The organism is Marvinbryantia formatexigens DSM 14469, assembly GCF_025148285.1.
GTDB classification, from domain to species: domain Bacteria; phylum Bacillota; class Clostridia; order Lachnospirales; family Lachnospiraceae; genus Marvinbryantia; species Marvinbryantia formatexigens.
Window position 1 is genome coordinate 558,334 of record NZ_CP102268.1, and the last position, 14,117, is coordinate 572,450.

At 55.4% G+C, this 14,117-nt stretch carries 13 protein-coding genes; all 13 read right to left on the bottom strand.

All coding sequences use genetic code 11. The features are described from left to right. Positions 1-10: 10 nt before the first annotated feature. Entirely contained in the window at positions 11-1,447 is a 1,437-nt protein-coding gene (locus NQ534_RS02995; protein WP_006864587.1) for an acyl-CoA carboxylase subunit beta, read from the bottom strand. Between the two features lie 201 nt (positions 1,448-1,648). Further along, positions 1,649-2,860 (bottom strand): D-alanyl-D-alanine carboxypeptidase family protein, encoded by a 1,212-nt coding sequence (locus NQ534_RS03000; protein WP_006864589.1) that lies wholly within the window; start codon positions 2,858-2,860, stop codon positions 1,649-1,651. A 226-nt stretch (positions 2,861-3,086) separates the two neighbouring features. Then, positions 3,087-3,875 (bottom strand): zinc dependent phospholipase C family protein, encoded by a 789-nt coding sequence (locus NQ534_RS03005; protein WP_157200772.1) that lies wholly within the window; start codon positions 3,873-3,875, stop codon positions 3,087-3,089. Between the two features lie 136 nt (positions 3,876-4,011). Continuing rightward, positions 4,012-4,581 (bottom strand): SMC-Scp complex subunit ScpB, encoded by a 570-nt coding sequence (gene scpB, locus NQ534_RS03010; protein ID WP_006864592.1) that lies wholly within the window; start codon positions 4,579-4,581, stop codon positions 4,012-4,014. Positions 4,582-4,592: 11 nt separating this feature from the next. Further along, on the bottom strand, positions 4,593-5,333 hold the full coding sequence (locus NQ534_RS03015) for a segregation and condensation protein A (protein WP_006864593.1): 741 nt from the start codon (positions 5,331-5,333) through the stop codon (positions 4,593-4,595). A 145-nt stretch (positions 5,334-5,478) separates the two neighbouring features. Further along, the gene (locus NQ534_RS03020) at positions 5,479-6,282 is read right to left on the bottom strand and encodes a metallophosphoesterase (RefSeq protein ID WP_143115859.1); all 804 of its coding nucleotides are present in this window, start codon (positions 6,280-6,282) and stop codon (positions 5,479-5,481) included. Beyond that, complete coding sequence (locus NQ534_RS03025; RefSeq protein WP_006864595.1) at positions 6,182-7,708, bottom strand: D-alanyl-D-alanine carboxypeptidase family protein; 1,527 nt, start codon at positions 7,706-7,708, stop codon at positions 6,182-6,184. The genes NQ534_RS03020 and NQ534_RS03025 overlap by 101 nt, the downstream gene beginning before the upstream one ends. 162 nt (positions 7,709-7,870) lie before the next feature. Then, positions 7,871-9,958 (bottom strand): polyribonucleotide nucleotidyltransferase, encoded by a 2,088-nt coding sequence (locus NQ534_RS03030; protein WP_040785627.1) that lies wholly within the window; start codon positions 9,956-9,958, stop codon positions 7,871-7,873. Between the two features lie 157 nt (positions 9,959-10,115). Further along, the gene (gene rpsO, locus NQ534_RS03035; protein ID WP_006864597.1) at positions 10,116-10,382 is read right to left on the bottom strand and encodes a 30S ribosomal protein S15; all 267 of its coding nucleotides are present in this window, start codon (positions 10,380-10,382) and stop codon (positions 10,116-10,118) included. A 150-nt stretch (positions 10,383-10,532) separates the two neighbouring features. Continuing rightward, the gene (gene ribF / locus NQ534_RS03040) at positions 10,533-11,486 is read right to left on the bottom strand and encodes a riboflavin biosynthesis protein RibF (RefSeq protein WP_006864598.1); all 954 of its coding nucleotides are present in this window, start codon (positions 11,484-11,486) and stop codon (positions 10,533-10,535) included. A 279-nt stretch (positions 11,487-11,765) separates the two neighbouring features. Continuing rightward, positions 11,766-12,764 (bottom strand): tRNA pseudouridine(55) synthase TruB, encoded by a 999-nt coding sequence (gene truB, locus NQ534_RS03045; protein WP_006864600.1) that lies wholly within the window; start codon positions 12,762-12,764, stop codon positions 11,766-11,768. After that, a complete protein-coding gene (locus NQ534_RS03050) occupies positions 12,761-13,738 on the bottom strand; it encodes a DHH family phosphoesterase (RefSeq protein ID WP_006864601.1) in 978 nt (325 codons plus the stop codon). Before NQ534_RS03050 ends, truB begins: the two co-directional genes overlap by 4 nt. Next, a complete protein-coding gene (gene rbfA / locus NQ534_RS03055; RefSeq protein WP_006864602.1) occupies positions 13,713-14,105 on the bottom strand; it encodes a 30S ribosome-binding factor RbfA in 393 nt (130 codons plus the stop codon). Before rbfA ends, NQ534_RS03050 begins: the two co-directional genes overlap by 26 nt. Positions 14,106-14,117: the final 12 nt, after the last annotated feature.

Here is a 14,117-nt window from a genome sequence, read left to right on the forward strand (position 1 = left end):
TTCACCTCGCTTAAACCGTGCCGTGTTTTTTCGCCGGGCGGTCTTCTCTTTTTGTGAATAACATTTCAAATGCTCCAATCACATATTTTCTGGTGTCGCACGCATCAATAACTGCGTCAACATAGCCTCTCTTTGCCGCGGAAGCCGCACTCGTCTGCAGCGCAGCGTACTCGGCAGCCTTCTCATTGATAGTCGCCGCATCCGCGTCCGCATACATAATCTTTGCCGCAAGCTTCGCGTCCATTGTTCCGATTTCCGCCGTCGGCCATGCATAGGTCATGTCCGCGCCGATTGCCTTGCTGTTCATTGCAGTGTAAGCGCTGCCGTAAGCCGCTCCGATGATAACGTTTACCTTCGGAACCGTTGCTTCCGCAAACGCATATGTAAGACGCGCAACCGCTTTTGCAATGCCTCTCTCAGAGTGCATATCCGCCTTGAAGCCCTTCACATTGGTGAGGGAAAGCACCGGGATACTGAACGCATCACAGAACTGTACGAATTCTGCCGCCTTTGTAGCGCCTCTCTTTGTCAGAACTGCATCGTAGGTGGCTGTCTTCTTTCCTTCTGCATCATATACCTCTGTGCGGTTTGCAACAGCGCCGACCGTCTGACCGTTCAGGCGCAGGAAGCCCGTCACCATTTCTTTTGCATACGCCGCTTTTGTCTCAACGAAAACATTGTCGTCTGCGATCTGTCCAAGAAGAATCGAAGTATCTCCCACACAATTTGCCAGGTCTGCACAAACACGGTTGAGGTCGTCGGCACATTCTTCGTAGGACATATCATCCTCGTTGTTTGCCGGAAGCAGACCGACAAGCTGACGGATACCCGCAAGAACCTCGCTCTCGCTGCCGGTAAAGTCCACAAGACCTGCCTCTTCACTCTGGAATTTTGCAGCCGCCGTATCGCATTTTTCTTTCGTATTGCCATCCAGCGCATTCGGAGAATTTACAAATAATTTTGCATTTTTCTCTTCCATAAAGGTAAAATCAGTAAGCCCCGGAACGATTGCAAGACCGCCGCCGCAGGTACCGAATATTGCTGTAATCTGCGGAATCACGCCGGAAGCAAGCGCCTGCTTTGCGTAAATCTCACCGAAAGCATTCAGCGCGTCTGTCGCCTCCTGAAGACGAAGTCCCGCGCAGTCGATCAGTCCGATGACCGGCGCTCCCATCTTCATTGCAAGGTCGTAGATGCCTGTGATTTTCTTTGCGTGCATCTCTCCGATTGTGCCGCCGAGAACAGAAGCATCCTGGCTGTATACATATACCAGACTGCCGTCGATCACACCGTATCCGGTAATAACGCCGTCCGCCGGAGTGTCTGCTTTTGCCATGTTGAAATCTGTGTTTCTGGCAGTGATACTTCCACCGATTTCAACAAAACTGTTCTCATCAAGCAAAGCTGCGATTCTTTTGCCTGCTAAGGTTTGTGCTGTGTTACTCATTTTTCAGCCCTCCATTTTCTATATTAGATAAATTGAAACCAATTATCTGCCGTTTATCATTGTACTTGATTTCAAACATAAAGGCAAGACTTTTGTCGCCATTTTGACAAACTTTTTTGTAACAATTCGTGCAATCTGTCTTTCCCTGTTTTTTTCTGCCGGGCAGACCGCCCGATGCCGGGCGCTTCCTTTTTCCCCGGCTCACATCGTGTAGGCTTTCCACAGCCAGGAAAGCCAGTCTGTAAAGGATTTTTCCGGAACAGATGCCGTTGTGACAAACGGATATTCCTCCAGCAGATTATCGTCCAGATAATAGCTGATGCGTCCGACCACCTCGCCCTTTTCAACCGGCGCCTGCAGTCCCTTGCGGATGGTCAGCCTGCTGCGGATCTGCTCGCCGTCCCGCAGCAGATACTGTTTTCCCGACGCCGCCGCTGTATCCGGCACCGCCTCCACGACCGCCTCCCGCCAGGGATTTTTATCGCCGGAAAGACCGCCCTCCACCGTCAGCGTCCGCGGTTTTTCCGTGCAGTTTATTGTCTGGTTATGGTAGTTTTCCTTTCCATAGCCCAAAAGAGCCGCCGCATCCCGCCATTTCCAGGTACGGTTATCCGGCCACCCGCAGGCAAGCAGCGCCACGATAAACAGCCGCCCGTCGTCCTCCAGCGCGCAGACATAGCAGTAGCCCGCCGCCGATGTAAAGCCGGTCTTCCCGGAAATCACGCCCTCCATCATATCCATAAACGCATTGTGATTCTGGCAGGAGAAGCTGCGGCTCTGCTCCACATTGGAAAAGCTGTAGCTGCGCGTCTGCGTAATCTGAAGGAAGGCTTCCCGCTGCGGTGATATGCTCACGCAGTAGCGCATGATTTCTGCAAGGTCCGCCGCCGTTGTGGAGTGTGTTCCGCTGCCGTCCGTGGCATCCAGACCGTTAGGCGTGACAAAATGCGTGCTCACGCAGCCAAGCTGCGCCGCTTTTTCATTCATCATGGCGGCAAAACCCTCCACGCTGCCGCCGATATGCTCCGCAATCATCACGGCGCTGTCGTTATGCGATTCCAGCATCAGAGAGTACAGCAGATCCTCCACGTAAAATTCCTCTCCCGTCCGCACGCCCAGATGAACCTTCGGCTGCGCCGCCGCATTGGCGGAGGCGACGGCGATCTCCCCCTGGCGTCCGCTCTCCAGCGTCAGAATGCAGGTCATGATTTTTGTCGTGCTCGCCATCGGCAGCACTTCCTCTTCGTTTTTCCCAAAAAGAATACGCCCGCTGCCGCCATCCATCAGCACGGCACTATGGGCGTATAGATTCTTTAATTCCTCCGGTACCTCCTCCGTTGCCGCCGCGCTGCCGGACATCATCACCAGCAGCGCAGACAGGCAGGCAAGGAACCGGCGCCATTTCTTTTTCATACGGCACACCCTCCTGTTTCTGCTTTTTCCGGCGCAGAGCAGCTTCTGCGTCCGGACCTTCTATGATAACAGGATATGTCCGTATTACTTCTTTTATGACGGGCGTCCGCAAAGCCCCATTTAAGCGCGCCCGATGGCTTCTCCGGCAGGCTTTAATTATAATTCCGTTTAAAGCGCGCCTCCTGTTTTTCCGGGCGGCATGTCCCGCCCCGGTATCCGGCAGGCTTTAATTGTAATTCCGGTTAAAGCGCGCCTCCGGCTCTTCCCCGGACAGTACGCAGCGGTAATAGCGCTCCAGCACCGTTACCGTTTCCGGCACCGCCAGACCAAACAGCCGCTTCAGCTCCTTCGTGCTCTCCTGGCAGATGGGACGCGGCTCTTTGCGCATGATACGCCCCTGTACCAGCCCATACGCCCCCAGCGCCTTCGAGGCACCCAGCAGAAACTTCCGCTTCAGCGCGGACGAGCAGACCGTGAAGCCCGTATAAAATTTCATGGCGCGCAGCATATGACGCACCTCTTTTTCCGTAACCTCCGGCAGCACCGCCGCAATGCTGTGCACACAGTCCGCCGTCGGATGAATGACGCACGCCGGATGATAATAGAAGGGATTTTTCCCCTGCTCCTCCATCAGCGCGCGGTCCAGCTCCGTTTCGATTTCATCATGCCCCGCTCCGGTTTTCTTCATGTATTCCCCGATATAGGGATGGCAGGTGCTGTCCAGCATAAAGTGGCAGACAAAGCCCAGCAGATAGGCGAGAACGCCCTCATCCTTTGTCTCCCGGTACAGTACGCCGCCCCGCGCAAAAAATCCGGCAGCCTCCTCCTGGTGCAGCTTCTGCCCCAGCTCGTTGATACGGTTTTTCTGGAACGGACGCACGTAGAACAAAATGTCCGGTCCGTGCAGACCGACCGTGTACGCCATCGAATGGCGCGCAATCAGCTCCTTTATTTCGCTGTCCAGCTTTTTGTATACTGTTTTTCCAAATAAATCATGTGCATAAGTGGTAGGCATTGCCTCATCTCCCATCTCTTTTCCTGTCTGTGCCCCGGCGCCGTCCGCGCCCTCTCTGGCTGCCCTGTCCGCGCCGCCGGTACCCTCATCCGCCCTGTCCGTGCCGCAGCCGGTATTTTTATCTGCGCCGGATACCCTATACCTGCAGGGTGAGCCGTACTTCCTCCTCCGCTTCCGCCTTGAAATCCTCCACCTTCATCAGGTTTACCGGCGGAAGGTCCGTAAGGGACTGTATGCCGAAGCTGCGCAGAAATTCCTCTGTCGTCCCAAAAAGAAGCGGGCGTCCTGGCGCGTCCAGCCTGCCCAGCTCCTTCACCAGATTGTACTCGATCAGCTTGTTTACGGCATGGTCGCATTTCACTCCGCGGATTTTCTCCAGCTCCAGCTTTGTAATCGGCTGCTTGTAGGCAATAATTGCCAGCGTCTCCAGAACAACGTCCGTCAGCTCCGCCCTGCGCGGCTGCTTTGCGATGCGCACCAGATAGTCGAACATTTCCGGCTTCGTACACATCTGAAAAGACCCTTCCAGCTCCACGATCCGGATGCCCCGGTCTTCCTCCTCATAGCGGTCCATCATCGCCCGGACAAGCTTTTTCGTCGTCTCTACATCCTGTTCAATCGCTTTCGCCAGCTTCGACGCCTCGACGGATTCCCCGCTGGCAAAAAGAATCGCCTCCACTGCCGCTTCCAGTTTTTTTCTTTCCACGTTTTCCTCACCTACTTTGCGGTAATCAGAATGTCCGCAAAAATATCGTCCTGCTCTATCTCGATTTTTCCTGTTTTCATCATTTCCAGAATCGTCAGGAACGTAATTATCACCTGCATTTTGCTTTTCCGGTTCCGCAGAAGGCTGCGGAAGCTGCATTTTTTATGTCCGGCAATATAGCTTTCCACATGAGCGATGGTTTCATCCAGGTCAACCTCTTCTTTTTCCATTGTGCCGAACTGGCTGCGCACCGGGTCCATCCGCGCGTCCCGGCGCTTCATCACATCCTGGAAAATCTCGTTCAGCCGCGCAAGCGTCACCCCGGAAAGCAGCGCCTGCACATCCACCGGCTCGCGGTACTTCAGTACCTCCTCAGGCATGTCCATCTGGCGGTAAGCCGCCTTTGCCGCATCGCCCTGACGGTCGCGCAGTTCGTAGGACATGTACTTATAAAGCTTATGCTCCAGCAGGCGCTCCACCAGCTCCTGGCGCGGGTCCTGCGGCTCGCCCTCCTCGTCCTTCTCCGGCGGGAGCAGCATTCTCGATTTAATATCCAGCAGCGTTGCCGCCATCACCAGAAATTCGCTCATCACGCCCATGTCGGCAGTCTCCATCGCCTGGATGTATTCCATATACTGATTGGTGATCTCGACAATCGGGATGTCGAAAATGCTCACCTTGTTTTTATCTATCAGATGCAGGAGCAAATCGAGCGGTCCCTCGAATTCCTGCAGCTTTACCGGGATTCCCATACATACCTCCTGCCGTCCTCTCCTGTCATTGCTGCCTGGACGCGCCGCGCCCGTCTTTGACTGATGTGCACCACACGTTGCTGTTCACGTCTGCCTCAGACACCTGCTGCGACGCGAAGAAAATTGCTGTGAGCGTAGTGAACCGTCACACAATTTCCAGTACCACGATTTCCGGCGGATTGTTGACGCGCAGCGCCAGGGAGTGCGAGCCAAGCCCCGCCGTCACCACCATTTTGTGCCGGTATTTTTCAAACATCCCCTGCGCATACCGTGGAAACAGCTTCACCTGCGGGCTGATGACGCCGCCGATAAAGGGCAGCCGCACAAGACCGCCGTGCAGATGACCGGAGAGCGTCAGATTTGCGCCCCAGAGCGCATAGCTCTCAAAAAAGACCGGGTTGTGCGCCAGCAGAATGTTATAGCGCTCCTCGTCCGGCTCGCCGATCAGCGCACGTATCTCCTCCGCCGGCATATAGGCGCTGCCAAATCGTTTGTAATACTTTTCCGGAATTTCCAGCCCGTGAATCATAAGGCGCGCCCCGTTCACCTCCACCGGCACGCGCGCATTTTCCAGAAGCGTAATGCCGCCCTTGTGCAGCTCGGCGGTTATCTTCTGATAAACACCGCCGTAGACTTTCGGATACTGCTTGGCACGGTATTCATGATTGCCGTTCACGCAGTATACCGGGCAGTCGCAGGCAAGCCTTTTCAGCAGCGCCAGCCCGATATCGGGATTTACCTCCTGCCCCGCATGGCATACGGTCAGATCACCCACGGAAAAAATTAAGTCCGGGTACTGCTTCCTTATTATTTCCACAAGCTGGCTGTTGCCCTCCCCGAACACGCGGTTATGCAGATCCCCCAGCATAACGGCGCAGATTGGCTTCTTCGGTCTGTTCTCCCCTCCCGGCATCACTATCCGGTAGTGTCTCTCTCTGATTCTGCTCATTCTCTCTCCCGCCCGAATCCAGGGCTTTCATGATAAAAGTTTCCCACGCCTGCCGCAGATAATGCAGGTAGCCTGCTTTTGCGATGTCCCTGTCCGGCAGGATATCCACGCTGCCGATTTCTCTGCCGTCCAGCAGATAGACCATCCGTCCGGCGGCGCTCTCTTTTGAGACCGGCGCGGACAGCTCCTCCGGAAGCTCCAGCTTCCGCTCGATGTCATCCAGATTGCGCCCCTGGGCATCCAGATAGCGGAATTCCTCCGCATAATGGCAGGAGACCGTATCCTCCACTCCCCTTTTTACAGACAGGTGCGGAAGCTCTGGCGGCTCGTCATCGATGTACAGGCGGCATTTTCCAAAGCCGTAATTCAGCATCGCGGCGGCGTCGGCAAAGCGTGTTTTTGAATCCGGTCCCGCCATCACGACGCTGATAAGCTCGATGTCGTTTCTCACCGCTGTCGCCGAGACACAGAAAAGCGCCTTGCTGGTGCTGCCCGTTTTCAGTCCCATACAGCCGTCGTAGCTGCGCAGAAGCTTGTTGGTGTTCGCCAGCCCGAACTCGCTGCTGCCGCGCCGCGTCACATGGGTAATCGTGTCCATCCAGATGGTTGTGTAATCGTAGACCTGTGGAAACCGGGTAATCAGCTCGCGCGACATCAGCGCGATATCGTAGGCAGTCGTATAGTGATTGTCGGAATCCGTCAGACCGCAACAGTCCTCGAAATGCGTGTCCGCCATGCCAAGCTCTGCCGCCTTTTCGTTCATCCGGCTGACAAATTCTGCCTCCGTCCCACCGATATGCTCCGCCATCGCCACCGAGGCGTCGTTCCCGGAGGATACCAGGATGCATTTAAGCAGCGTGTCGACCGTCTGCTTTTCTCCTTCCTCCAGAAATACCTGCGAGCCTCCCATTGATTTTGCATGGGCGCTGGTGACCACCTCGTCGTCCAGCTTCAGCGTGCCCTTCTCCAGCTCCTCGAAAATCAGCAGCGTCGTCATGATTTTCGTCACGCTCGCCGGACTGCGTCTGGTGTGAGCATCCTTTTCATAAAGCACCGTCCCGGACGAAGCCTCCATCAGAAGCGCGGACGGCGATGTGAGGGCGAGCGTATCCTCCGCCCCGCCGCTCTGCGCCTCCTGCGTCTGCGCCGTATCCGCCGTCGCCTGCATATCCTGTTCCTGCGCTGTGTCCGCCGTCACCTGCACGCCCTGTTCCTGCGCTGTGTCCGCCGTCACCGGCACGCCCTGTTCCTGCGACGTGTCTGTCGCCACCGGCATATCCTGTTCCTGCGACGTATCCGCCGTCACCGGCATATCCTGCGTGATATCTGTCTGCGCCCGCACCGGTGCCTCCTGCTGCAAAAGCAGCGGCAGCAGAAGGATACTGCAGGCAAGCGCCGCCCTCTGTTTCCATTTTCTTTTCCTCATGGTACCACTCCTGTTTTTCCGTTATGGTACAGCATATGAAAAAGAAGGGCAGGCTATGCGCGGTTTGTACAAATGCCCCGCTCCCGCCTGAGATCAGATAAACCGGAAGCGGGTCGAAAAACGCGCCCAATTCCAATGTGGAACCGGGCGCATGTATCTTTTTTACTGCTCGACATCCTTCATGCTGAAGCTGACTCTTCCCATTTTGTCCTTGCCGAGGCATACAACCTTCACAACATCGCCGAGTTTCAGGACATCCTCCACCTTGTCGATTCTGCCTTTGGAAATCTTGGAAATGTGGACCATGCCTTCCTTGCCCGGAGCAAACTCCAGGAAAGCGCCAAATTCCTTGATGCTGACTACCGTTCCGGTGAGAATCTGTCCCGCCTCAAACTCTGTGGTAATGATGCGGACCATATCCATTGCCCGCGCCATCTGCTCTTTATCCGTACCGCAGATGGAAACCGCGCCGTCGTCTGTGATGTCGATCTTCACGCCGGTGCGCTCGATAATGGTGTTGATGGTCTTACCTCTCTGGCCAACCACATCGCCAATCTTCTGCGGGTCGATGTTGATCTGGATAATCTTCGGCGCATACTCGGAAAGCTCCATTCTCGGCTCTGCGATGGTCTTCGCCATCACCTCGTCCAGAATGTAGAGACGCGCTTCTCTCGTTCTTGCAATCGCTTCCTCGATAATCGGGCGTGTCAGACCGTGAATCTTGATATCCATCTGGATCGCGGTGATACCCTTATGCGTACCTGCCACCTTGAAGTCCATATCGCCGAAGAAGTCCTCCAGCCCCTGGATATCCGTCAGCACGATATAATCGTCGTCCGTCTCGCCTGTCACCAGACCGCAGGAAATACCGGCAACCGCCGTTTTAATCGGAACGCCCGCCGCCATCAGGGACATAGTCGACGCGCAGATGCTCGCCTGGGAGGTGGAACCGTTTGATTCAAAGGTCTCGGATACCGTGCGGATGGCATACGGGAATTCTTCCTCGCTGGGAAGTACCGGAACGAGCGCGCGCTCTGCCAGTGCGCCATGACCGATTTCACGGCGTCCCGGTCCTCTGGACGGCTTTGTCTCGCCCACGGAGTAGCTGGGGAAGTTGTAGTGATGCATATAGCGCTTGCTGGTCTCAGACGCATCCAGCCCGTCAATCTTCTGGGCTTCGGAAAGCGGCGCCAGCGTCGTGATGGTGCAGATCTGTGTCTGTCCTCTGGTGAACATGGCGGAACCATGCACGCGCGGAATCAGGTCGACCTCCGCCGCCAGCGGACGGATTTCGTTGATTGCACGGCCGTCCGGACGCTTGTGGTCTTTTAAGATCATCTTGCGGACCGTCTTTTTCTGGTACTGGTAAACCGCCTCGTCAATCAGCGCCAGCCACTCTTCGTTATCTGCGAATTTCTCCGCCAGCTTATCCTTAATCTCGCGGATGTTCGCCTCGCGCTTCTGTTTTTCGTCAGTAAATACGGCAACCTCCATCTCCTCCGGAGAGATTACCTCGCGGATAGCTGCAAACAGCTCTTCGGGAACCGCACAGCTTGTGTAGGTGTGCTTTTCTTTTCCGCACTCCGCCACGATGGTGTCGATAAACTTAATAACCTCCTGGTTTACCTCGTGTGCAGCGAAGATAGCCTCAATCATCTTATCCTCCGGCACCTCGTTTGCGCCCGCCTCAATCATGATGACCTTGTCGCGCGTGGAGGCAACGGTGAGCTGCAGATCGGAAACTGCCTTCTGGGCAGCATTCGGGTTGAATACAAATTCACCGTTCACCAGTCCCACCTGTGTGGTGGAGGTCGGTCCGTCAAACGGGATATCGGAAATCACCGTCGCAATGGCGGAACCAAGCATGGCTGTCAGCTCCGGTGAGCAGTCCGGGTCTACGGAAAGCACCAGATTGTCCAGTGTCACGTCGTTGCGGTAGTCCTTCGGGAACAGCGGACGCATCGGACGGTCGATTACACGCGCCGTCAGAACAGCGTTCTCGGAAGCCTTGCCCTCTCTCTTGTTGAAGCCGCCCGGAATTTTTCCGACCGCATACATTTTTTCCTCATATTCCACGCTGAGCGGGAAGAAATCGATTCCCTCACGCGGTTTTTCCGATGCCGTAGCCGTAGATAATACGGTGGTATCTCCATAGTGCATCAGTACAGCACCATTCGCCTGTTTTGCAACTCTGCCAACATCCACCCGGAGTGTTCTGCCGGCGAGCTCCATTGAATAACTCTTATACATAAATTTTCTCCTTTTCCCCGGCTGCTTTCATGCGGCGGCGGCATATGTCCGAAACAACTGAAAAAACAACCGCGCCCGATTGGCTTTTCAGTGGTCCCGGCTCCTATGCCTTCTGCACATGAAAGGGACGGCAGAACCGTCCCTTTTGATAGCCAGATTATTTTCTGATTCCCAGTTTTTCGATTAAAGTACGGTATCCTTCAATATCAGTTTTCTTTAAATATGCAAGTAAGCCACGTCTCTGACCTACCATTTTCAGAAGACCTCTTCTTGAATGATGATCCTTCGGATGATTCTGAAGGTGAGCTGTCAGCTCCTGGATTCTTGCGGTAAGCACCGCGATCTGTACCTCCGGTGAACCGGTGTCGCCCTCTCTGCGTCCGTACTCGGCAATAATTGCCTGTTTCTTCTCTTTCGAAATCATGATGTTTCCTCCTTATTTTTTTACCGCCTGGCACTAAGGAATGGTCGGAGTTTCCGAATCCTGGGTACCGGCTGAATTCATGTTACTGCCCGCTGTAGTCGCCGCGGCAGATTCACACCGGGAAAAGTATAGCATACCCGGCTGTTTCCGTCAACCATGAATTATCGGGAATCGTTCAGAGAAATATTCCTTCCCGAATTCTATATCGCGTTGCATCTGCGCCTTCAGCGATTCCATATCGGGGAATTTCTGCTCCGGACGCTCGTACGCATGAAGCTGCACCTCAATCATCCTGCCGTAGAGGTCGCCCTCATAATCAAACAGGTACGTCTCCACGCCGCGGAAGTATTCTCCCACGGTCGGCTTGTAGCCGATGTTGGTGATGCCGCAGAGCGTCTCCGGCTCTTCCTCTGCTGCCTCTGTGCCGTATGCCTGCGGCTGTATTACGGTTCTGGAGGCGTAGACGCCGTTCGGGGGCAGCAGCTTCCCGACGGAGGGGATGATGTTGGTGGTCGGCATTCCAAGCGTGCGCCCGATCCTGCGCCCGTGCAGCACCTCGCCCTGCACTGTATAGGGGTAGCCGAGCAGGTTGTTCACCAGCTCCATATCTCCCCGCTCCAGAGCTTCCTTTACATAGCTGCTGCTGATTTCGCGCTCTCCGTAGCACTCCTTCGGCACGACCTCCAGCTCGTAGCCGCACTCCGCCTGCATCTGCAAAAGCAGCGCGCAGTCGCCCCTTCTCTGATAGCCGAAGCGGAAGTCGCTGCCGACCGCGATATATTTTGCCCGCAGCCGCTTCGTCAGAATCTCCCGGACAAATTCCTCCGGCTCCATGTGGGAAATCTGCGGGAGAAACGGACAATCGATCCACCACTGCACGCCGAGCCTTTTAAGGAGCGCTTTTTTCTCTCCCTTTGTCAGCAGCGCAGGCGCTTTCGGATTGGGCCAGATGGTCACCGCCGCGCTCTCCAGACCCTGCGCCTTTTTTGCGCAGATGCGGCGGACCAGCTCCTGGTGCCCGCGGTGCAGACCGTCAAATTTGCCCAGCGTGACCGCCGTATCCCGGTCCATCGTATAATCCATAAAGCCTTCAATATACTTCATATTTCCTCCAAAATGTGAAACCCACCCGCTTCGCCCGCATGGCTTTTTTGCTCATTCGGGGTAGCGTCTCCAGTGTCCCCTCAGCCTTGCATGCCTCTCTGTTTATGAAAGCCCACGGATTGCTCCGTGCTGCGCACTCCCGCAATCCTTCCCCGCATTCGCAAATCGCCCCGCTCTCTTCGTTCGCATGGCTTTTTTGCTCATTCGGGGTAGCGTCTCTCATGCATAACCGCTCATGGGAACAAGTTCCCACCGCGGCTGTGCATGGAGACTGGGCTTTCATAGGAACATCTTTACCGGCTGATAGCGCCTTTTTTCCGGGACATACCGGTAGATGCCGCAGAAGCGCCCGGCGGAATCGCTGATGCGCACCCATTCCTCCGGAGGCAGGGTGCCGCCGGATTCCGGCGTGCACTTTTCTTCTGCCGTCCTGCGGACAGCGCCCGCCGCTTTTGTTAAAGCCGCTTTGGACAAAGCATCGGAAGCGTTTTCTTCCGGCGCCTTCTGCAGATTCTGCGCCTCCAGCGGATTTCCGTTATAGAGCAGCCTGTCTGCCGCCGCCTTTGTCCTGAGCGCCGGATACTGCGCAAACATCGCCTCCACCGGCACGATGCTGTTTTCCAGATTTCCATCGCTCTGCAGCTTTTCTATCTCTGAGAGCCGCAGGCTGTCCGCAAGTACAAAAGCGCCGACACGCGTGCGCAGAAGCGCTTCCATGCAGCCGCCGCAGCCCAGTCTCTCCCCAATGTCGTGACAGAGCGTGCGGATATAGGTTCCCTTTGAGCAGGAGACTGTCATGGTGACGCGCGGAAGCTGAATATCCTCAATCGTAATCCCGTAAATCTGCACCGTGCGCGCCTGGCGCTCCACCGTCTTTCCCTCGCGCGCCAGCTCGTACAGCTTTTTTCCGCCCACCTTCAGTGCGGAATACATCGGCGGAACCTGCTCATACGGTCCGATAAAGCCTGTAACTGCACTTCGCACCGCTTCCTCTGACGGAATCTCAGCGCATGTGGAGAGCACGGTTCCGGTCGTATCCTGCGTGTCGGTCGTCTGTCCGAGCAGCAGCACGGCGCGGTAGGTTTTATCCTTATCCGTCAGCATATCGCACAGCCGGGTGGCATTGCCCAGGCAGACCGGAAGCACGCCTTCCGCCTCCGGGTCGAGCGTGCCTGTGTGGCCGATTTTTTTCTGGTGCAGAATGCCGCGCAGCTTTGCCACCACGTCGTGTGAGGTAAAGCCCTTTTCCTTGTAAACATTCACGATTCCGTTTATCATTCCGTCTCTTCCGCTTTCATCTGCTTTTCAATATGCTCTGTCAGATTGTTTACCACGTCGTAAAAGGAGCCCTGCATCGTGCACCCGGCAGCGCGCACATGACCGCCGCCGCCAAAATAGGAGGCAATCACGCTGACGTCCACCTTCGACTTGGAACGCATACTGACCTTGAACTCCTGGTTCGCCGTCTCGTACAGGAAAATCGCCGTCTCCACGCCCTTTGTGAGGCGGAGCTGGCTGACGATTCCGTCCAGGTCGGACGGCTTTACGCCGTAAAACTCCATGTCCTTGCGCTTGATGCCGCTGATAATGCAGGCGCCGTCCAATACCATAATGCTCTCCAGAAGCGCTCTTCCGAGAATCTGATTCTGCACATATGTTTTTTCCAGAAAGGTGGTGTCAATGATGTAGTTGCCGTTTACGCCCTTGCGCAGCAGATTCGCCGCAATCTCCAGCGTCTCCGGCGCCGTGCAGGAATACTGGAAAGCGCCGGTGTCGTGCACCAGCCCCATGTACAGCGCTTCCGCCACCGCCTTCGATATCTTTTCATCCTCCATCACATGATAAATCACCTCTGAAGTGGAGCTGCTGTCCGGAAAAATCTCATTTTCCTGCGCAAAGCCCTTGTTGCTGATATGGTGGTCATAGCAGATGCTCCGCTTCGCCGTATCCAGATACTTTGCCGCCGCTCCGAGGCGCTGCTTATCCGCGCAGTCGAGCGCGATAAACAAATCGTACTCCTTATCCTCCGCGCAGCTGTGACGGATCGTATCCGTTCCCTGCAGGATATGGTAGCTCGCCGGAATTTCCTCCAGATAGACATCCACCGTCTGAAGCTCTGGAAAATTTTCTTCCAGATAAAGCTTCAGCCCCATGCAGGAGCCGACGCAGTCGCCATCCGGGCGGATATGCCCGGCAATGGCAACGGTCTGCGCATTCTGCAGCACCTCACTGATTTTCTTCATATTCTCCATTCTCATCCTCCGATTCCTCTACATGATTTTCCTCAATCAGTTTCGACATACGAACGCCATATTCTATCGACTGGTCTAAAATGAATCGAATTTCGGGGGTATTGCGCAGATTCAGATTGTGGGCGAGCTGCCGGCGGATGAAGCCGACAGCGGAGCGCAGCCCTTCCAGTGTGCTCTGCTGCGCCTGCTCATCACCCAGAACGCTGATATACGCCTTGCAGGTCTTCAGGTCCGGCGCTACTTCCACCAGCACCACCGACGTCAGCGGATGGATTCTCGGATCCTTGATCTCGCTGCGGATGATGCCGGCAAGCTCTCTTTGCACCTCGCTGTTTACCCGCGTATTCTTTATGCTGTTTTTTCTCATATTTTATTTCCC